This is a genomic window from Lysobacter sp. GQ73 (genome assembly GCF_059758755.1).
Genome location: NZ_JCAXEE010000004.1, coordinates 16522 through 35508, shown reverse-complemented (window position 1 = coordinate 35508; position 18987 = coordinate 16522). Strand labels below are relative to the sequence as shown.

The window sequence follows — 18987 nt, the reverse complement described above, 5'->3', positions numbered from 1 at the left end:
CCTGCGCGCTCCGTCGCCCCCCTAGCCTCGCCCCTGGATGTCCCGACCGTGAAATGGGTCTTCGTTTTCCTGTTCCTCGCCAGCGCGGTGTACGTGCACCTGCGCGGCCGCGTACGCCACCGTCTTGGCCGCCAGTTGCTCGACCATTCGACCTTCATGGCGCCGGTCAACGTGCTGATGTACGCCTGCTCGCGCGTGCCGACCACCGCCTTCCTGAGCCCGGACCAGCATTTCCCCGAGCTCGAACCGCTGCGCGCGCGCTGGCGCGAGATCCGCGCCGAGGCCCTGCACCTGCGAGCGATCCAGCAGATCAAGGCCGCCGACGGCTACAACGATGTCGGCTTCAATTCGTTCTTCCGCCGCGGCTGGAAGCGCTTCTACCTGAAGTGGTACGACGACGCCCACCCCTCGGCGGCCGAGCTGTGCCCGGTCACCACCGAGCTGCTGCGGCAGATCCCCGGGGTCAAGGCGGCGATGTTCACCGAGCTGCCGCCCGGCGGCGAACTGCGCCCGCACCGCGACCCCTATGCCGGCTCGCTGCGCCTGCACCTGGGCCTGGACACGCCCAACGACGACGCCTGCTTCATCGACGTCGACGGCACCCGCTACAGCTGGCGCGACGGCGAGTGGACCATGTTCGACGAAACCTATATCCACTGGGCCCAGAACGGTTCCGGGCAGAACCGCATCATCCTGTTCTGCGACATCGAACGGCCAATGCGTTGGGCCTGGGCGCGCGGCCTGAACCGGTTCATCGCCAAGCACCTGATCGCCGCGGGCGCCTCGCCGAACATGGAAGGCGACAAGACCGGCGGCATCAACCGCCTGTTCAAGTACTTCTACGCCCTGCGCCTGAAGGCCAAGGCCCTGCGGGCGCGCAGCAAGGGCACCTATTACGCGCTCAAGTACGCCCTGGTCGCCGGCGTGATCGCGCTGATCGTCTGGCTGTAAGCCATCGGCGAAGCTGAACCCAGGCACGCAGAGCGCTCGAAGTTTCCGGCCCCGCCCGCAACGCGCCGATCCGCCCGCCGAACCGCTCCAGCGGGCCTTACGGGCTGGGTCGAAAGGTTTCGGCGGCTCCCCGTCCCGCTACCTCCGCCCTATCCCGCCGGCCTTCGCGCTGGAACGCAGCCAGCGCCTGCGGGATAATCGCGGTTTCCCGCCCCGCCCCAGGCCGCCTCGGCCCGGCTCGGCGCGTCCATGCTTCGGAGCCCGCATGCAATACATCTACACCATGAACGGCGTCAGCAAGACCGTGCCGCCGAAGCGTCAGATCATCAAGGACATCTCGCTGTCGTTCTTCCCCGGCGCCAAGATCGGCCTGCTCGGCCTCAACGGCGCGGGCAAGTCGACGGTGCTGAAGATCATGGCCGGCGTCGATACCGATTTCAGCGGCGAAGCGCGTCCGGCCACCGGCATCAAGGTCGGTTACCTGGCCCAGGAACCGCAGCTCGACCCGACCCAGACCGTGCGCGAAGCGGTCGAAGTGGGCGTCGGCGACGTGCTCAGCGCGCAGGCCGCGCTCGACAAGATCTACGAGGCCTACGCCGAAGAAGGCGCCGACTTCGACAAGCTCGCCGCCGAACAGCAGCGCCTGGAAGCGATCCTCGCCTCCGGCGATGCGCATACCCTCGAACACCAGTTGGAAGTCGCCGCCGACGCGCTGCGCCTGCCGCCGTGGGACGCGATCATCGGCAAGCTGTCGGGCGGCGAGAAGCGCCGCGTCGCGCTGTGCCAGTTGCTGCTGCAAAAGCCCGACATGCTGCTGCTCGACGAACCGACCAACCACCTCGACGCCGAATCGGTCGAATGGCTGGAACAGTTCCTGGCGCGCTACACCGGCACCGTGGTGGCGGTGACCCACGATCGCTACTTCCTCGAAAACGCCGCCGAGTGGATTCTCGAACTCGACCGGGGCCGCGGCATTCCGTGGAAGGGCAACTACACCGCGTGGCTGGAGCAGAAGTCCGAGCGCCTGAAGCAGGAAGAAAACACCGAGAAGGCGCGCCAGAAGGCGCTGGCCAAGGAACTCGAGTGGGTGCGCAGCAACGCCAAGGGCGGCCGCAGCAAGGGCAAGGCGCGTCTGGCCCGCTTCGAGGAACTCAACTCGGTCGAGTATCAGCGCCGCAACGAGACCAACGAAATCTTCATCCCGCCGGGCGAGCGTCTCGGCAATTCGGTGATCGAGTTCAAGAACGTCTCCAAGTCGTTCGGCGACCGCCTGCTCATCGACGATCTGAGCTTCATCATTCCGCCCGGCGCGATCGTCGGCATCATCGGCCCCAACGGCGCCGGCAAGTCGACGCTGTTCAAGATGATCACCGGCCAGGAAACCCCGGATAGCGGCGAGATCGTCAAGGGCCCGAGCACCAAGATCGCCTACGTCGACCAGAGCCGCGACAAGCTCGAAGGCAACCACAACGTCTTCCAGGAAGTCTCAGGCGGCGCCGACATCCTCAACATCAACGGTGTCGAGATCCAGTCGCGCGCCTACATCGGCCGCTTCAACTTCAAGGGCCAGGACCAGCAGAAGATGGTCGGCTCCCTGTCGGGCGGCGAACGCGGCCGCCTGCACCTGGCCAAGACCCTGCTGCAGGGCGGCAACGTGCTGCTGCTCGACGAACCGTCCAACGACCTCGACGTGGAAACCCTGCGCGCGCTCGAAGACGCGCTGCTGGAGTTCCCGGGCTGCGCGGTGGTCATCTCGCACGATCGCTGGTTCCTCGACCGCATCGCCACCCACATCCTCGCTTTCGAAGGCGATTCGCACGTGGAGTTCTTCCAGGGCAACTACCGCGAGTACGAGGAAGACAAGAAGCGTCGTCTCGGCGAAGAAGGCGCACGCCCGCACCGCTTGCGCTTCAAGGCATTGAAGTAAGGTCCCCAGGGGCCGCCCGCGCCTGGCGCGGGCGGCCTTGGCGAAGTCCGATCCCGCGCACACGAGGGTCGATGCGGCGCGGTTTCCCGCACTCGGCCGCGGACGGCGCGATCCGCGCCGGCCCGAGCCGAATCACGCGCGCAGGCCGAGCGCCACTGCCGGGCCTCCGCCACCGATCGAGGAGCGCATCATGACCGTCGAACACGCCCACGAACTCGAAGGCCTGCGCCGCGCAGGCGCCCTGGTGTCCGGCATTCTCGCGACCATGCGCGAAGCCGCGGTGGCCGGCGCGGTGTCGCGCGACCTCGATGCGATCGGCGCGCAGATGATGCGCGCCGCCGGCGCGCGTTCGGCGCCGGCGCTGACCTACGATTTTCCCGGCGCGACCTGCATCAGCATCAACGCGGTCGCCGCGCACGGCATTCCCGACGCCAGCGTGTTGCGCGACGGCGACCTGGTCAACATCGACGTCTCGGCCGAGCTCGACGGCTACTTCGCCGACACCGGCGGCAGCTTCGTGGTCGGCGCCGCCAGCCAGGCGCAACAGCGCCTGCTCGACGCCACCCGCGAAGCCCGCGATGCGGCGATCGCGCAGTTGCGCGCCGGCAACCCGATCAACAGCATCGGCCGCACCGTGGAAGGCATCGCCGCGCGGCGCGGTTTCCGGGTGATCCGCAACCTCGGCAGCCACGGCGTCGGCCGCTCGCTGCACGAAGCGCCCGGCAGCATTCCCGGCTACTACGATCCGCGCGACACCCGCCGTCTGCACGACGGCATGGTGATCACGATCGAACCTTTCCTGGCCACCCATTGCACCCGGGTCGACGAAGGCGACGACGGCTGGGCGATGCGTTGCCGCCGCGGGTATGCCGCGCAGTTCGAGCACACCGTAGTCGTTACTCATGGGGCGCCGATTGTGGTGACTTGAGGTTCGGGACTCGGGATTCGGGGCTCGGGGCTCGGGGCTCGGGGCTCGCGGAACTAGGAACTAGGAACTAAGAACTAAGAACTAGGAAGTAGGAAGTAGGAAGTAGGAAGTAGGAACAATACGGTGCGGGGTGGTTGGGACGGGAGGTTCCGCGCCGCATCGAGTTGAAACAGATTTACTGCAATCACCATCAGGAATCGCATCGATGAGCTTCATGCAGGCATTGCGTCAACGCTGGCAACAGGCCGGCACTCTGGTCTGCGTCGGTCTCGACCCGGAACCGGCGAAGTTTCCGGCGCGTTTCGCCGGCGACGCCGATGCGGTGTTCGCCTTCAATCGCGACATCATCGACGCCACCGCCGAGTTCGCCTGCGCGTTCAAGCCGCAGATCGCCCACTTCGCCGCGCTCGGCGCCGAAGACGCGCTGGCCCGCCTGGTCGCCTACGCGCACGCGAACCATCCCGGCATCCCGGTGATCCTCGACAGCAAGCGCGGCGACATCGGCAGCACCGCCCAGCATTACGTCACCGAAGCCTTCGACCGCTACGGCGCCGATGCGGTCACCGCCAACCCCTATCTCGGACGCGACTCGGTCCAGCCCTTCCTCGACCGCGCCGACCGCGGCGTGGTGGTGCTGTGCCGCACCTCCAACCCCGGTGCCGGCGACCTGCAGGATCTGGACGTCGCCGGCCGCCCGCTGTACCAGCACGTCGCCGAGAAGGTCGCACGCGAATGGAACGGCCACGGCAATTGCGCGCTGGTGGTCGGCGCGACCTGGCCGTCGCAGTTGCGCGAAGTGCGCGCGATCGTCGGCGAGGTGCCGTTCCTGGTGCCCGGCGTGGGCGCGCAGGGCGGCGATGTCGAGGCGGTGGTGACCAACGCCAAGACCGCCGACGGCACCGGCCTGATGGTCAGCAGTTCGCGCGCGATCCTGTACGCCTCCAACGCAGACGACTATGCCGCCGCCTCGGCCGCGGCGGCGAAGTCCCTGCGCGACGAGATCAACCGCTACCGCTGAGCCTTGGTCGGGCGCGCGCCCGCCAAACCGGGGTCAGCTAGCGAACACCTGCAGCCCGCCGTCGCGGTGGATGAACAAGGCGCGCGAGAGGTTGTAGCTCGACGACAGCGCGATCTCGCCGGCGATGTCGCGCAACGAGGCGACGCTGTCGTCGTCCTCGCTGCCGCACAGCATCAGCTCGTCGCGCGCGGCGATCGCGAACACCGGCTCGCCCTTGATCTCGATGCGGTCGCGCCAACGGTCGAACAGCAGCACCATGCTGGCGTCGTAGTTGCGGTCGAGCCGGGCGACGTAGCGCCCGCCGCCGCCCTGCACGTCGAGTTCCGGTAGGAACCGGGTCAGGTTGTCGAGCGCCTGGATGTACAGGCTTTCGCGGTCGAGACCGCGCCGCTCGGCCTCCGACGGCGACAGGAAACTCATCGAATCCGGGGTGTCCTCGACATAGGTCAGGACCAGATCGCCGGCCAGCGGCTCGACGATGAAGGGCAGCATCGACTCGGTGCCGAATGCGCGCGCCTGCTGCAAAGCGGTCTCGTGCCAGCCGCGGGTCTTCAGCACCGGCAGGATCACCGTGTTCGCGGCCTCGGGCCCGCTGGCGAAATCGCGCTGGATCGCGCGCGCGCCGGCCAGTTGCTCGGCGAAGATCGTCTCCAGCTGCTGCGGCGCGCCGAGATAGCGCAAGTAGCTGTTGCCGAGAAAATGAGTGGCCTTGAAGCCGTCCGGCAGGCTCCAGTCGACCCGGGTGTCGGCGGTCGCCGCGCCGTGCCCGATCTCGATCCGGGCCTCGGGCCAGGCGGCACGCACCGCCGCGGCGTAGCGCTCGGCGAAAGTCACCAGGTCCATCGGCGCCGCCTGTTGCGAACTCGCGGGCTTGCCGCCGAACCACTTGCTGAAGATGGACATCACCGACTCCCTGTCGACTGACCGACCCCCTGTGGTCGTCCGACCGACTATACGGCCGGGCCCAAGCCGGCAACGTCGCCGCGCTGCATTTTCCGACTGGCGGCACACGCCGCGAGCGAGCGCCGCTCCAGATACGTGCGTGCCGAGTACGACCGCACCGTTGGCCCGGCGCGACCGCATGGCATTAGGCTGTGGCCATGGCCGCCATCGACACCCTGTCCCGCAGACGTTTTCTCGCCGCCACCGGTGGCCTGGCCCTTGGCGCGCTGGCGCCGGGTTTCGGCTCCGCAGGGGCCGCGCCCGCGGCGGTGTCACCGCGGTCGCGCCTGATCCTGCTCGGCACCGCCGGCGGCCCGACCCCGAAGGCGCTGCGCGCGGCGCCCGCGCAAGCGGTGGTCGTCGACGGCGCGGTCTACATCGTCGACTGCGGCAACGGCATCGCCCGGCAGATGGCCCTGGCCGGGCTGCCGCTCGGCGCGATCCGGGAGGTTTTTCTCACCCACCACCATTCCGACCACAACGCCGACTACGGCAATCTGCTGTTGCTGGCCTGGGCCGCCGACCTGCGCCGGCCGGTCGGCACTTGGGGGCCGCCGCCACTGGCGCGCATGACCCGGCGCTTCCTGCAGCTCAACGCCGAGGACATCCGCACCCGCACCGCCGACGAAGGCCGCCCGCCGCTGGCGCCGCTGATCCGCCCGCACGAACTGCGCCGCGGCGGCGTGGTGATGCGCGACGAACGGGTCAAGGTCACCGCGGCCCTGGTCGATCATCCGCCGATGGCTCCGGCGTTCGCCTACCGTTTCGACTGCCCGGACCGCTCGATCGTGTTCTCCGGCGACACCCGGCCGTCGCCGGCGCTGATCGAACTCGCGCGCGGCGCCGACGTGCTGGTGCACGAGGTCATGTACCTGCCCGCGCTGGAGCGGCTGATCGCCAGCGAAGCCCAGGCCGGCCGTTTGCGCCAGCACCTGCTCGACAGCCATACCACCACCGAGCAGGTCGGCCGCCTCGCCACCGAAGCCGGAGTGAAGACCTTGGTGCTGAGCCATTTCGTGCCGGGTGGCGACCCCTCGCTGACCGACGAGGTCTGGCGCGACGCGGTCGCGCCGTATTACGCCGGGCGCCTGGTGATCGGGCGCGATCTGATGGAGCTTTGAGGTGCGCGTTGTCCGTCTTCCCTTGCGGTTGAAAGGATGCGCAGTACCGCAGAACGCAAGCATCTAGGTTCGCTGGCTTTAACGCTACGGCGGCGCTCCACCTCTGTCTCGCGAGCGGGAGCGGCGCTGAAGCTTCACGTCGGAAGGGCCGAAGCGAGCCGGTACTTCGTTGCAGGCAAAGCCCGGCTTTGCCCTTCTCCCCCAACGGCAGAAACTGCGCGCAGCACGGATGAGCGCGCGCTCCTGGATTTCACCGCGCGAACGTGCGGACTGGAAGCAGCCGGAAACCGGCCGCGATGCGCAGCGTCGCGGCTCAGCGCCACCACGCCCGCAACGCCGCGATCGGAAAACGCCCCCAGATCGCCGCGAACACGCCGATACGCACCAGCGCGCCGCGGCGCGAGGCTTCGAACTTGCGGAAGTAACGCCAAAGGCCGCGATGCTTGTGCCACTCGACGAAGAACGGCCGCGAGCGGCTGGATACGCCGCGCACGTGCACGACGCGGACGCGGTTGGCGACCGCGACGACCGCGCCGGCTTCGCGTACCCGCCGGCACAGGTCGAGGTCTTCGGCATGCAGGCGGTAGCCCTCGTCGAAGCCGCCGATGCGCGCGAACAGGCGCCGGGGCATCAGCATCAGCGCGCCCGAGGTCGCCTCGACCTGTTGCACGGCCAGGGTGTCGTCGGGCGCGACCGCCATCTTCGGCGCCGCCCACGGGCGCAGCAGGCCGGCCAGCATCGCGCCGAAATCGGGGTCGCGGCGGCGCACGGCGACGTCGCGCTCGCCCTGCTCGTTGATCAGGTCGGCGCTGAGCAAGACCTCGCCGAGCGGCGCCGCCAGCGCATGCAATTGCAGCAAGGTGTCGCGTTCGACCATGCAGTCCGGATTAACGAACACCAGCCAGTCGTCCTGCTCCGCCGACGGCTCCAGGTCGGCCGCGCCCTGGTTGCAACCGACCGAGAAGCCCGGGTTGTCGGGGTTGGCGATGAAGCGCAGGCGCGGGTCGGCGGAGGCGTGGCGCTGGACGATGTCGAGAGTGCCGTCGTCGGACTGGTTGTCGACGACGCGGATCGCCTGGACGCCGAGGCTGTTGCGCAGCCGGCTCAGGCATTCGTCGATCGTCGCCGCGCTGCGGTAGCTGACCACGATCGCCTTGAGCGCAGGCTCGTTGAGCGCAGGCTGGTTGGGAGCCGCGCGCTCGTCGGCGCCCGGATGCGCCTGGCCGGGGTCAGAGGAAGAGATCACGTTGCGGTTCCGGTGGGCCGACGCGTTCGAGGCGGTCGGCGAGTTGTTGGCGCGGCTCGCGCAGGGGGTCGTGCATGAGGAAGTTCGCCAGGCGCGCGTGCCAGTCCGGCCAGCGCGCGGCCAGCGCGTCCATGTCGCCGTCGCTGGGCCGGCCTTCGCCGCCGCGAGCGACATAAGCGGTATCGCACAACACGTTGCGCCAGCCCAGTCCGGACAGGCGCAGGGACAAGTCGGTCAGCGCCGCATACCAGGAGCCGTAGCTCGCCGCATCGAGGCCGCCGGCGCGGCGGCGGGCGCTGCCGCGCAGCAGCACCGCGTGGCCGATCGCGGCCGGCAGTTCCGGGTACAGCGCCGGCATCTGCTGCAGGGCCCGCGACAGGCGGTCGGCATCTTCAGCGTCCGGCAGGGGCGCGATCTCGCCGATCCGCGGCCAGGCCGCCGCTTCGCCGGCGTTGCACCAGGGCGTGGCCGAAGCGATCGCGCCGTCGGCGGCCAGGCAGGCGCTCAGCCGCGACAGCCAGCCCGGCGCGGGCACCGCGTCGGGGGCGAGCACGGCCACGTCGGCGTCGCCGCAGACGCTCAATACTTCGTCCAGGTGAGCGACCTCGCCGAGGCTGCGCTGCCGGCGGCTGTAATCGGCCTTGAGCGCGGTGCGCTGGAGCCAGCGTTCGACGATGGCGTAGCCGCGCGGCCCGGCGCGGGCGTCGTCGGCCAGCCACACCCTCGCACCCGGCGGCGTGCACAGCTCCAGTGCGGCGAGGCAAGCATCGAGTGCGTCGTCGTCGGCACCGACCGGCACTACGACGATGGGCAATTCAGTCATGGCGGGGTTCTATCACGAAGCCGCATGGTCCCATAGCCGGCCGGGCAAGGGAGCGTTCGTCGGGGCGGTCGTGGGCGGCGGACATGGCTTGAGCTATTCGACCCGAGGCCGGGGCACGGCGGCGTGGGCGCGGCGCCACTGGCCCGCGGACAATTAGGGGACCAGCCGGCGACGGTCCGCAGAACGACCGAGCCGGCAAGGTGCGAGGCTCCGAAAACAACGGGGCCGGCAAGCCGGCGGGCCCTGCAAAGCGACGGGGCCGGCAAGCCGGCGGGCCCTGCAAAGCGACGGGGCCGGCAAGCCGGCGGGCCCTGCAAAGCGACGGGGCCGGCAAGCCGGCGGGCCCTGCAAAGCTGGGGCCGGCAAGCCGGCCCCAGGCAGACACCGCGCAGCCAGGTTTACTTCTTCTTGGGCTGCAGGGGTTCCATGGCGCGGAAGCGACGGCTGTATTCGTCGGTCAGGTCGCGCGATTCCTGCGGGTTGCGCACCAGGGTCGGGGTCAACAGGATGATGGTCTCGCGACGCGTGGTCGCCGACTTCTGGCTGCCGAACAACGCGCCGAACACCGGGATGCGGTTCAAACCCGGCAAGCCGCCCGAACTGCGCCGGGTTTCGTCGTTGATCAGGCCCGCCAGCATCACCGTCTCGCCGCTCTGCACCGCCGCCTCGGTCTTGAGCTTGCGGGTGTTGACGGTGACGTTGGGGCTGTTGTCGTTGAGCCGTGGGCCGACCGAGCTGACTTCCTGGACGATGTCCATGAACACCATGCCGTCGCGGCTCACCCGCGGCCGCACCTTGAGGATCACGCCGGTGTCGAGGTACTGCACCTGGCTGACGGTGTTGTTGTTGCCGGTACCGGCGTTGACCGAGACCGACTCGATCGGGATCTTGGTGCCGACGTTGAGCGAGCCCTCGGCGTTATTGCGCACCAACAGCGACGGCGTCTGCAGCATGTGTACGTCGGTGACCGAGTCCAGGGCCTTGAGGATGGCCGCGGCGTTGTTCTTGATCAGCGACCACGACAGGCCGTTGCCGCCGACGCCGCCGATGCTGGCCGCAACCGTGCTCCACTTGGGCGGCACCGCCGGATTGGTGCTGCGGTTGAGGTCGCCGAAGCCGTTGTCGATGGTGGCGCGGTCGAGGAACCACTGCACGCCGTATTCGAGCGCGCCGCCGAGTTCGACCTCGGCCACCTGGGCCTCGATATGCACCTGCATCGGCATCACGTCGAGCTTTTCGATCACGTTGCGGATCGACTTCCAGGCCTGCGGGCTGGTACGCACGAGGACCGAATTGGTTTCCTCGACGGCCGACACGCCGACCTTGGCGCCGTCGACCTCGAGGGTGACCGAACCATTGCCGGACTGGCGCGAACCGAGCGATGCGCCGCTGCCGAGGCCGCCGCCGCTGGAACCCGAGCCGCTGTCGCTACCGCCCTTGCCGATGTCGGCGCTCGATCCGTTGTCGCCATCGCGCAGCTCGACCGATTCCAGGCCGGGCATCAGCGAAGGCGGACCGTTGTCGCCGCCGCCGTTGCCGCTGCGGTTGGAGCCGTACACTTCGGCGAGGCGGTCGGCGAGGTCCTTGGCCTTGATGTATTTGAGTTCCAGGGTGAACAACTGGATGTTGTCGCCGGCGCTGTCGATGCGGTCGAGCCAGTCCTTGATGTCGTCGAGATAGTCGGCCTGCGGCGTGATCACCATGACCGCGTTCGCGCCTTCCAGCGGCATGAAGCGGAACATGCCCGAGACCGGCGACTTGCTCTGCTCGCCGAACACCTTCTCCAGGTCGGCGACGACCTTGGTGGCCTTGCCCGACTGCAGCGGGAACACGCCGACCGACATGCCCGACAGCCAGTCGACGTCGAACACTTCGATCGTGCGCAGGTAGTTTTCGAGCTCGGCGCGGGTACCGCCGACGCTGATCACGTTGCGCGCATTGTCGACGGTGACGATCGCGTTCGGACGCGCGTACGGCTTGAGGATCTTTTCCATCTCGGTGGCCGAGATGAACCTCAGCGGCACCGTGCGCACCTCGAAGCCGCGCGCGGCCGCGGCCGAGCCGGTGCGCGGCGCCACGTTGCCGGCCAGGGCCTGGTCGGACGGGACGATGTTGTAGCGGCCGCCGGTGTAGACTAGGCGCGCGTTGTTCCAGCTCAGCACCATCTCGAGCAGGTTCAGCGCTTCGGCCGCGCTGACCGGCTTGGGCGTGCCCAGGGTCACCGTGCCCTGCACGCCCGGCGCGATCACGTAATTCTGGCCCAGCATGTCGCCGAGGATGGCCTTGGCCACCGCGTGCACCGACTCGCCTTCGAAATTGAAAGTGGCGGTGCCGTTGGTCGCGCCCAGGCCCGGCGGCGGGGCCGCAGCGGCGCTGCGGTTGATGACCTGGCCGGTGCCGCGGCGGATCTGCGCCTGCGGACCGTCCTCGTCGGCCTGCCCTTCGAGCGGCTGCTGGACGACGCCGTCGCGAACCAACCTGGCGCGGGCATCCTCGCCCTGGGGTCCCTTGAGAGAGGCCGGATCGCCGTCGCGGTGCAGTCGCGGCGACATCACGCTGGCGCACGACGCCAGTTGCGTGGCGATGACCGCTGCGGCGAGGGCGTGGGTGGCGTATTGCTGGGGACGTAGCTTCATGCGTTCACTCTACGGCGTGTTGGCCGGTGGTTGAGCGGCTTGTTGCTGCCGCAGTTGCGCGCGACGCGCTTCGATCCGCTTGCGGATGGCTTCCATCTGCGCCTGCTCGGTGAGCGGGGCGGATGCGTTGTTGTCGGTCGGTCCGGCTTCGTTGGGCTTGTTCTGCGGGGTCGGCATCTGCGGGGCCGGCGGCACCTGCGAGATGTTCGGGACGCGATTGGACTGCGGTTGCGGCGACGGCGGCGGTATCGGCGGCGGAGGCATCGGACGCGCGCCCGGTTGCGGCCCGGTGCCCGGCTGCGGCGCGGCGATCGCGGTCGGCGGCTCGCCGCCCTGGCCGTTGAAGATGCGCAGGTCGAGTTCGCGCCGGCCTTCGGGCCCTTCGAACACGGCGCGACGCGGCTCCAGCGACGTCAGGCGCCAGGCCGGGTGCGACTCGGGCACTTCGCCGAGCTTGACCCGCACCGATTCGCTGCCGTCGGCCGGCTGCAGGAAGGCCATCGACAGTTGCGGGGTGATCAACACGCTGGTCAGCAGGTAATCGAACGCGGCCGCCTGGTTTTCGCCCTCGCCCTTGCCCTGCATGAAGAACGGCTTGGGCCGGCGGTCGTCGACGAACAGCGGACGCGCGGCGATCTCGGCGTACTTGCTCAAGGGTCCGAGCGTGTCGGGCGCGCTCTTGCGCACCTGCGGCAGCGCCTTGACCAGGCTGGGGTCTTCGTCGAGCGGATCGACGCTGCGGCCCATGCCGGCGAGCGCCAGCACCCAGGTCAACAGCGCCCAGCCGGCGGCGGTGGCCAGCAGCCAGGTGCGCGGGCTGGCGTCGTCAAGGCGCATTGGAAGTCACCGCCGCGGGGTTGGCGTTGGGAGCGGCCGCCGGCGCCGGGCTCGGGCGCAGGTAGCCGTACAGATCGAAGCTGACGTCGAGGCCGCCGTCGTTGGCCGGGCCGGCGGTGCCGGGCACGAAATAGCCGCGCGTCGACAGCAGGTTGAGGTTGCCGACGAACAGCCGCGGCGAGCCGCTTTCCAGCGAATGCAGCACCGCGGCGGTCTCGGGCGCGCCGCAGCGCAGGCGCACCTGCACCACCACGCGCGCGTAGCGGTCGCGTCGCGGCTCGGCCAGCGGCGAGCGATTGACGATGCCGCAACTGCGGTTGCCGGGGCTGGCCTCCAGCACCACCGTCTCCAGGCGCTGGACCAGGCCGGCGGTGGCGAGTTCGGCGGTCGCCTCGGGCAGGAAGCCGGGGCGGCTGGCCTGCAGCTTGCGTACTTCCTCCAGGCGCAGGCTGATCTGCGGCGCCTGCTTGAGCTCCATGCGCTGGCGCAGTTCGCGCTCCTGCAGGCGGTCGATCTGTTCGCCGGCCTCCATCATCGGCACCGTCCACCACGGGTGGACCAGCACCGCATAGGCGATCGCCAGCGCGGCCAGCAACAGGCCCAGCGCGAGCCAGCGCTCTCGGTCGGCGGCCCAGGTGCGCCAATTACTGCTCACGCGCGGCCCCCGGGGTTTGCTGCTTCGGCGGACCGATCTCGGCGGTCAGGGTGAAACGGTCGCGGCTGGTCGCCGGGTCGGGCTGGACCGCGCCGGTCAGCGCCGGCGAGCGCCACAGCTTGGTGCCCTGCAGCTTGCCGATCAGCGACGACGCCTCGCGGCTCAGGCCGATCATCAACAGGCTCTCGTCCTCGATCGCGAGCTTCTCCAGATAGGTCGAATCGGGCAGCCGGCGGCTGAGTTCGTCGATCACCTCGACCGTACTCGGGCGCGCGGCGCGGGTGCGGTCGAGGAAGGCCTGGCCGTCGATCAAGTCGACCAGCAACTGGCGCTGGGTCGCGGCCTGGCGCGCGGCGTTGGCGTTCTTGGCGATGGTCTGCTGCAGGCTGCGGCTGGCCTCGCGGCGGTTCTCGAGCACTTGCCACATCGCCGCGGCGAGTGCGAACACGGCGACCGCGGCCAGGGCCAGGTTCCAGTAACGGAACGGGTCGCTGCGGGTGCGGCGCTGCGATGGCGGCAACAGGTTGACCCCGAGCGGCACGCCGTCGGCGCCGGCGACCTCGATCCCCGACAGGGTCGAAGCGAGCGGGCCGATCGCGGCGAGCTGCGGGTCCAGCGATTGGCGCGGCACCGCCACCAGTTCGGCGTCGAGCTGTCCGTCGCTGTCGCGGCGGGCCAGCACGCGCGCGTCGTAGGCCACGGCATCGGCGGTGAAAGGGGTCTGGCGGTCGATCTCGAAGCCGACCACATCGCGCAGGCGGTCGGCCGCGGCGGCCGGCAGGGTAAGGCGGCGGCGCAGGCTCGCGGCCGGCGGCAACAGCAGCCAGCGCGGCAGGTCGCCGACGCGCGGCGGCAGCAACGGCGCCAGCGGATCGGCGACGACGCCGCCGGCCGGCGCATTCAGGTCGGCCAGGCTCGGCAGCGCGGCCAGGTCGCGCACTTCGTTGGCCTGCTGCAGGCGCAGGCGCACGCTGTCGCCGTCGACCTGCAACAGCAGGCGGCCGCGATCCACGCCCAGGGCCTGGCGCATGCGCAACGGCAGCCACGAGGCCAGGGTGCGGCCCCACCAGGAAAAGAAGCCGCCCGCCCCGGGTGCGAAGCGCGCGCTCAAACGTCTGAACCGGTTTTCCCCCAACCGGCTTTCGGCAACCTGCGAGTTCATCGTGACGAAGCTCCCTCCTCCCAACGCAGCGGTGTATAGGCCATTCCGGGAACGGAACTCCCCCCTGCACGCACAACCACTCGCAATACCGATTCACGGCCATCCGCTAGCCGTGCATGGCTGTCGATACTATAGGTGCCGCTGCGTTCGCCGACGAGACCGGCGAGTTCGCCGCCGACTTGCGCGCCCGTCAACTGTGACCCGGGCGGCGTTCTGCGCCGTTGCTCTACGAGCTGGGCGCCGTTCATTCCCATAGCATCCAATACTTCCTTCGCTGCGAACGCCGGCTCCGGGCGCGTACGACCGCTGTAAACCGTGACCAGCGGCTCGATCTTGGCATACAGCGCCGGCGTCATGCCCAGCACTTGTTCCAACTCTGCAACGCTTTCGAATTCGGCATCCTTGGCGCCGTAAGGGCGGCCGGCGGACGCGTAGTCGGCGTCTTCGGCGCCGCCTGCGGGTTGGGTCAAGGTGTCGGCATCGCGCCAGTCGAGGATAGCCGCGGCCAGGCGCGCGGCCTCGCCCTGCTCCATCCCGCCCACGCCCTGGATCAACGCGGTCAACAAGGCGAAATCGCCCTGGTTGAGGTCGACCTTGCCGTTCTCGTCGACGATCTTGATCTCGAGCCTGGCTTCGCCGAAGCGCCACGGGTTCGGGCGTCCGTCGGGCTGCCATTGCAGCTTGGGGTCGGTCATCGCCACCCGCGTCATCGCGTATTCGAGCCCGGCGCGCGCGGCGTTCTGCGCGACCAGGCCGCGCACCAGCACCCGCCCCTGCAGGTTCTCGGTGCGCGCCGACAATGCGAATGCGCCGATCAGCGCAGTCAACAGGGCGATTACCCACAGCACCAGAAGAAGCGCCGCACCGCGCGATCGTCGAGACGCGATCGTCGCATCGCGAGGTTTTCCGACGCATGCCGCCCGCTGCGCCGCGCGCCGCACGATGCCGTCTGCTGTCGTCCTGGTGGCTCGGATCGTCCGCATTACAGCTCCGGCACGAAGCCGCCGGCCGTCGCGCTGGCCAGCGGCAGGGCCACTACCAGCGGCGGCCAGGCGCGGCCGTCGCGATCGGTCAGTGTGACTTCGACGAACAAGGGCAACTGCTCCGGCGTCTGCCAGCGCTCCTGCCACTCTCCGAGTTCGCCGCGTTGCGGATCCATCGAGCGATAACGAAAGCGCGCCGACTTCAGGCCCTCGACCAGCAACTCGGGCGGACGCTCGCGTGCCTCCTTGATGGTTTCGCCGGCCAGCACCATCGACAAGGACAGCAGGATGCGGGCCTGATCGCCATCGCCCTCGATCACGAAGTCGTGCAGATACGGTCCGCCCTGGCCCAGGTAATCGGGCAGGTCGGCGACGAAACGCAGGCGGTCCGGCTCGCCGACGAAGCGTTGCGGCACCGCGGTGCTCTGGTCGAACGCGAACGGAATCGGCCGGGTCGCAGCGATGCGCTTGCGCAGGAACCCCTCGACCGCGCGCTCGCGCTCGCTGCGCTGGGCCAGGGCCTCGCCGCGCGAAGCGGTCTTGGTCGCCGCCGACAGAGTGGCGAAGGCGAGGGTCAGGCCGGCCACCAGCAACACCATCGCCAGCAGCACTTCGATCAGGGTGAAACCGCGCGCACGGCGAGGCGTAGCGGTGCCGTGCACCGCCCTCATCGGACCAGCCATGCGCGCCATCAGAACTGCACCTCGTTGGAGGCGGCTGCGGTGCGCAGGGTGCGCAGCAGCAAGCGGCGACCGCCGCCGCCCTCGCCCCACTCCACCGCCAATTGGACCTCGAACATGCGCATCGCATTCGGATCGATCGGCTGCGACGAGGCCGGCATCGGGTCGCGCCACGGCGCCACGCCGAGAGTCCAGCGATAGCGGCCGTTCTCGAACTCGCCGCTGCGTTGGCCGGGCTTGAGCGGTTGCCCGACCCCGACCTGATCCATCAGCGATTGCGCGTACAGCGCGGCGCGGCCGGCATCGCTGGACCAGCGCACCTGGCGCGTCGCGCCCGACAAGGTGCCGAGCAACAAGGACAACGCCATCGCCAGCAAGGCGAAGGCGACGATCACCTCCAGCAAGGTGTAGCCGCGCTCGCGGCGTTGCGAGAGCGGACGCCGCAGGCGCATGGGCATCGATGCGCACACGGGCGCTTTCATCGCGGCGCCTCGCCGCGCTTGAGCTTGACCTCGCCGGTCAACCAAGCGACGTCGACGTTCCAAGCTGCCTGCTTGACGTTGAGCTTGATCCGCCCGCCGGTGGAGGCGCCGTCGGCGAAGAACAGGATCGCGCCCTCGCCGCGGCGCGGTTGCACTTCGCGCGCGCCGGTGAAGGTCACGCCGACCGCCTTGGGAATATCCCCCTTGCGCCCGTTCGGTGCGGTCCAGGTGCGCGCGGCCGGGTCGATGGTGAATGTCTGCGAGCGCCCGGTCGAGATCGCCTGGCTGCGGGTATAGCGCAGTTGCGAAGCGATTTCCTTGGACGCCGAGCGCAGCTGCATGCCGCTCATGCCGCCGCTCATCATGCCGACGGTCAACACGCCGATCGCCGCGATCAGGGCGATCACCAACAGCATTTCCAGCAACGACATGCCGCGCATCGAAGCCGGCCGCGACGGGCCGCTGGCGCGACTCGCTCGCATCGCGCACGCAAGAGCGCACCGGACGGCGTTCGCCCCGACCCGGTCCCCCCGCCCTCCGGCGGAGGGCCTGTGCCGCAGGCGTGTCATCGCAGGCGCTTACTCAGTTGTTCTTGATGTCGCCGTCGACGCTGCTGCCGCCGGCCTTGCCGTCCTTGCCGTAGCTGACCAGATCGTAGGGACCGCTTTCGCCCGGCTGGCGGTACTCGATCGCGTGGCCCCAGGGGTCCTTCAGCTCGGTTTCCTTGGCGTACGGCCCCAGCCAACCGTTGGCGTCGGCCGGCTGCTTGACCAGTTCCTCGAGCGAACCCGGCAGACGGCCGGTGTCCATCTGGAACGAGTCGATCTTGCCGGCGAGGGTCTGCACCTGGCCCTTGGCGAGGTTGTAGTCGCCGCGGTCCTTGCCGCCGAGCACGCGGTTGCCGACGAAGGCGAGCACTGCGCCGATCAGCACGATCACGATGATGATCTCGATCAGGCTCATACCGCGCTGGCCGGCCGGGGACGGGGAACGGGTAATCGAACGGGGATTGCGCATCTCAGTGATCATCCATAGTGGTGGGTTCTGGACAGAGGTTGTGCTTCAACGGCCGGGACAAGGCAAGGGGGTCGAAGCCGTCGCTCGCATCCGAGGGACTGCATAGGATTCTGTTCCGCGCCGATCGGCGAAAGTTCGCGCGAATCGGCTGCCGGTACAGCCGGCGTTCAAGCGCGCGGCATGAACGGGCGGTCCGCGACGACGGCAGGCCGGCACCGACACCGCCGGGCTCAACCGATCGCATTGGTGAGGTCGTACAGCGGCAGCAGCACCGCCATCACGACCGTGGCGACGATGCCGGCCAGCACCACCGTGACCACCGGGACCAGGGCGGCGAGCATCCGGTCCAGGGCCATCCCGGTATCCTGCTCGAAGGTCTCGGCGGTCTTCATCAGCATCGCATCGAGCGCGCCGGACTCCTCGCCGACCTGGATCATCTGCAGGGCCAGGCGCGGGAAGCGCTTGCCCTTGCCGAGCGCGGTCGACAGCGCGACGCCGTTCTTGACGTCTTCGCCGGCGGCATCGACGTCGGCGGCGAGGACACGGTTGTTGAGCACGTTGCGGCCGATGCCGATCGCGGTCATCAAGGGCACGCCGTTGCGCACCAGGGTGCCCAAGGTGCGCGCCAGGCGCGCGGTCTCGATCTTGCCGATCAGCGGGCCTACGAACTTGCGCTTGAGCAGCCAGGCGTCGAGCGCCTCGCGGAACGCAGGGTCGCGGCGCTTGCGGTCGAACCAGAGAAAGCCGACCGCGGGAATCGCGATCAACACGATCCACCAGTCGCGCACGAACAGGCCGAGCCACAGCACCACCTGGGTGAACATCGGCAGCTCGGCGTCGAGGCTTTCGTACATCGCGCCGAACTGCGGCACCACGTAGCCGAGCAGGAACAGCAGGCTCGCGCCGACCATGACCATCAGGATCGCCGGATAGATCAGCGCGTTGATGACCCGGCCCTGCAGCACGCGGCTGCGTTCTAGATAGTCGTCGAGCCGCGACAGGGTTTCATGCAGGTTGCCGCCGGCCTCGCCGGCCCGGACCATGTTGATGTACAGGCGCGAGAAGGTGCCGTGCTGGCGTTCCAGCGCGACCGACAGCGACGTGCCGCCGCGCACCGCGTCGCGGATGTCGGCGACCGTGCTCCTGGCGGTGTCGTCCTCGGGCAGGTCGAGCAGGATGGTCAGCGCGCGGTCCAGCGGCTGGCCGGCGCCGAGCAGGGTCGACAACTGCTGGGTGAACTGCACCAGCCGCGCCCCGGTGAAGGGCTTGGGCTTGAACAAGGCCTTCCACGACGACGACGCCCCCGCCTCCGAGGCCAGCTTGGCCTCGACCGGCAAATGCCCCTGCTCCTGCAGGCGCTGCACGACCTCGGTACCGCTCGCGGCCTCCATCTGGCCATCGAGCAGTTCGCCGCGCGCGTTCAGGGCTTTGTAGTGGAAAAGAGGCATGGGGACTCGGGACTCGGGACTCGGGACTCGTGACTCGTGACTCGAACTCAGGATCGCAGCGGCGAGTGGGGGCGCACGCGAATCGGGCTCTTGCGAGTCCCAAGTCCCGAGTCCCGAGTCCCGCCGCTCCA

The 18987-nt window shown here is 69.3% G+C and carries 18 protein-coding genes; 5 read left to right on the top strand and 13 right to left on the bottom strand.

Annotated features, from left to right (window positions below; translation table 11 throughout):
- Positions 1-48 precede the first annotated feature (48 nt).
- The 4 genes from lpxO to pyrF all read left to right on the top strand — a co-directional run bounded on the left by lpxO (position 49) and on the right by pyrF (position 4824).
- A complete protein-coding gene (gene lpxO / locus AC6CH2_RS12775; protein WP_435396314.1) occupies positions 49-951 on the top strand; it encodes a lipid A hydroxylase LpxO in 903 nt (300 codons plus the stop codon).
- A gap of 265 nt (positions 952-1216) precedes the next feature.
- Positions 1217-2878, top strand: coding sequence for an energy-dependent translational throttle protein EttA (gene ettA / locus AC6CH2_RS12770; RefSeq protein ID WP_435396313.1), 1662 nt, complete (start codon positions 1217-1219; stop codon positions 2876-2878).
- A 190-nt stretch (positions 2879-3068) separates the two neighbouring features.
- On the top strand, positions 3069-3806 hold the full coding sequence (gene map, locus AC6CH2_RS12765; RefSeq protein ID WP_498269568.1) for a type I methionyl aminopeptidase: 738 nt from the start codon (positions 3069-3071) through the stop codon (positions 3804-3806).
- A 205-nt stretch (positions 3807-4011) separates the two neighbouring features.
- The gene (gene pyrF, locus AC6CH2_RS12760; RefSeq protein WP_498269567.1) at positions 4012-4824 is read left to right on the top strand and encodes an orotidine-5'-phosphate decarboxylase; all 813 of its coding nucleotides are present in this window, start codon (positions 4012-4014) and stop codon (positions 4822-4824) included.
- 33 nt (positions 4825-4857) lie between these two features.
- Here pyrF and AC6CH2_RS12755 read toward each other — a convergent pair whose 3' ends face one another.
- A complete protein-coding gene (locus AC6CH2_RS12755; protein WP_498269566.1) occupies positions 4858-5727 on the bottom strand; it encodes a DUF1444 domain-containing protein in 870 nt (289 codons plus the stop codon).
- A 197-nt stretch (positions 5728-5924) separates the two neighbouring features.
- Between AC6CH2_RS12755 and AC6CH2_RS12750 the strand changes: the two genes are divergently transcribed.
- Complete coding sequence (locus AC6CH2_RS12750) at positions 5925-6887, top strand: MBL fold metallo-hydrolase (RefSeq protein WP_498269565.1); 963 nt, start codon at positions 5925-5927, stop codon at positions 6885-6887.
- A gap of 313 nt (positions 6888-7200) precedes the next feature.
- Here the strand turns inward: AC6CH2_RS12750 and AC6CH2_RS12745 are convergent, their stop codons facing one another.
- The 12 genes from AC6CH2_RS12745 to xpsF form a co-directional block, all read right to left on the bottom strand.
- Positions 7201-8133, bottom strand: a complete 933-nt coding sequence (locus tag AC6CH2_RS12745) for a glycosyltransferase (protein ID WP_498269564.1) — start codon at positions 8131-8133, stop codon at positions 7201-7203.
- Positions 8117-8956, bottom strand: coding sequence for a glycosyltransferase family 2 protein (locus AC6CH2_RS12740; RefSeq protein ID WP_435396307.1), 840 nt, complete (start codon positions 8954-8956; stop codon positions 8117-8119). The genes AC6CH2_RS12745 and AC6CH2_RS12740 overlap by 17 nt, the downstream gene beginning before the upstream one ends.
- A 398-nt stretch (positions 8957-9354) precedes the next feature.
- Complete coding sequence (gene gspD / locus AC6CH2_RS12735; protein WP_498269920.1) at positions 9355-11508, bottom strand: type II secretion system secretin GspD; 2154 nt, start codon at positions 11506-11508, stop codon at positions 9355-9357.
- Between the two features lie 93 nt (positions 11509-11601).
- Positions 11602-12429, bottom strand: a complete 828-nt coding sequence (locus AC6CH2_RS12730; RefSeq protein WP_498269563.1) for a type II secretion system protein, XpsN-like — start codon at positions 12427-12429, stop codon at positions 11602-11604.
- Positions 12419-13084, bottom strand: coding sequence for a type II secretion system protein GspM (gspM, locus tag AC6CH2_RS12725; RefSeq protein ID WP_498269562.1), 666 nt, complete (start codon positions 13082-13084; stop codon positions 12419-12421). The genes AC6CH2_RS12730 and gspM overlap by 11 nt, the downstream gene beginning before the upstream one ends.
- Positions 13074-14246, bottom strand: coding sequence for a PilN domain-containing protein (locus AC6CH2_RS12720; protein WP_498269561.1), 1173 nt, complete (start codon positions 14244-14246; stop codon positions 13074-13076). Before AC6CH2_RS12720 ends, gspM begins: the two co-directional genes overlap by 11 nt.
- The gene (locus AC6CH2_RS12715; protein ID WP_498269560.1) at positions 14243-15229 is read right to left on the bottom strand and encodes a type II secretion system minor pseudopilin; all 987 of its coding nucleotides are present in this window, start codon (positions 15227-15229) and stop codon (positions 14243-14245) included. The genes AC6CH2_RS12720 and AC6CH2_RS12715 overlap by 4 nt, the downstream gene beginning before the upstream one ends.
- Positions 15229-15912 carry a type II secretion system protein GspJ gene (locus AC6CH2_RS12710; protein WP_498269559.1) on the bottom strand — a complete coding sequence of 228 codons (684 nt, stop codon included), beginning with the start codon at positions 15910-15912 and terminating at the stop codon, positions 15229-15231. The genes AC6CH2_RS12715 and AC6CH2_RS12710 overlap by 1 nt, the downstream gene beginning before the upstream one ends.
- 8 nt (positions 15913-15920) lie before the next feature.
- Positions 15921-16361: a type II secretion system protein XpsI gene (xpsI, locus tag AC6CH2_RS12705; protein ID WP_435396196.1), complete on the bottom strand. Its 441-nt coding sequence runs from the start codon at positions 16359-16361 to the stop codon at positions 15921-15923.
- Between the two features lie 26 nt (positions 16362-16387).
- A complete protein-coding gene (gene xpsH / locus AC6CH2_RS12700; protein WP_498269558.1) occupies positions 16388-16873 on the bottom strand; it encodes a type II secretion system protein XpsH in 486 nt (161 codons plus the stop codon).
- A gap of 100 nt (positions 16874-16973) precedes the next feature.
- On the bottom strand, positions 16974-17408 hold the full coding sequence (gene gspG, locus AC6CH2_RS12695; RefSeq protein ID WP_057916903.1) for a type II secretion system major pseudopilin GspG: 435 nt from the start codon (positions 17406-17408) through the stop codon (positions 16974-16976).
- A gap of 230 nt (positions 17409-17638) precedes the next feature.
- On the bottom strand, positions 17639-18856 hold the full coding sequence (gene xpsF / locus AC6CH2_RS12690; protein WP_498269557.1) for a type II secretion system protein XpsF: 1218 nt from the start codon (positions 18854-18856) through the stop codon (positions 17639-17641).
- Positions 18857-18987: the final 131 nt, after the last annotated feature.

What these genes read in the sequence shown, in the direction of transcription:
- AC6CH2_RS12715 (WP_498269560.1), bottom strand. Translation starts at nt 15,229, where the DNA reads ATGCGGACGATCCGAGCCACCAGGACGACAGCAGACGGCATCGTGCGG.
- map (WP_498269568.1), top strand. Translation starts at nt 3,069, where the DNA reads ATGACCGTCGAACACGCCCACGAACTCGAAGGCCTGCGCCGCGCAGGC.
- AC6CH2_RS12730 (WP_498269563.1), bottom strand. Translation starts at nt 12,429, where the DNA reads ATGCGCCTTGACGACGCCAGCCCGCGCACCTGGCTGCTGGCCACCGCC.
- xpsF (WP_498269557.1), bottom strand. Translation starts at nt 18,856, where the DNA reads ATGCCTCTTTTCCACTACAAAGCCCTGAACGCGCGCGGCGAACTGCTC.
- AC6CH2_RS12750 (WP_498269565.1), top strand. Translation starts at nt 5,925, where the DNA reads ATGGCCGCCATCGACACCCTGTCCCGCAGACGTTTTCTCGCCGCCACC.
- gspD (WP_498269920.1), bottom strand. Translation starts at nt 11,508, where the DNA reads ATGTCGCCGCGACTGCACCGCGACGGCGATCCGGCCTCTCTCAAGGGA.
- ettA (WP_435396313.1), top strand. Translation starts at nt 1,217, where the DNA reads ATGCAATACATCTACACCATGAACGGCGTCAGCAAGACCGTGCCGCCG.
- AC6CH2_RS12755 (WP_498269566.1), bottom strand. Translation starts at nt 5,727, where the DNA reads ATGTCCATCTTCAGCAAGTGGTTCGGCGGCAAGCCCGCGAGTTCGCAA.
- xpsI (WP_435396196.1), bottom strand. Translation starts at nt 16,361, where the DNA reads ATGCGCCTGCGGCGTCCGCTCTCGCAACGCCGCGAGCGCGGCTACACC.
- gspG (WP_057916903.1), bottom strand. Translation starts at nt 17,408, where the DNA reads ATGCGCAATCCCCGTTCGATTACCCGTTCCCCGTCCCCGGCCGGCCAG.
- AC6CH2_RS12740 (WP_435396307.1), bottom strand. Translation starts at nt 8,956, where the DNA reads ATGACTGAATTGCCCATCGTCGTAGTGCCGGTCGGTGCCGACGACGAC.
- AC6CH2_RS12710 (WP_498269559.1), bottom strand. Translation starts at nt 15,912, where the DNA reads ATGGCTGGTCCGATGAGGGCGGTGCACGGCACCGCTACGCCTCGCCGT.
- pyrF (WP_498269567.1), top strand. Translation starts at nt 4,012, where the DNA reads ATGAGCTTCATGCAGGCATTGCGTCAACGCTGGCAACAGGCCGGCACT.
- xpsH (WP_498269558.1), bottom strand. Translation starts at nt 16,873, where the DNA reads ATGCGAGCGAGTCGCGCCAGCGGCCCGTCGCGGCCGGCTTCGATGCGC.
- AC6CH2_RS12720 (WP_498269561.1), bottom strand. Translation starts at nt 14,246, where the DNA reads ATGAACTCGCAGGTTGCCGAAAGCCGGTTGGGGGAAAACCGGTTCAGA.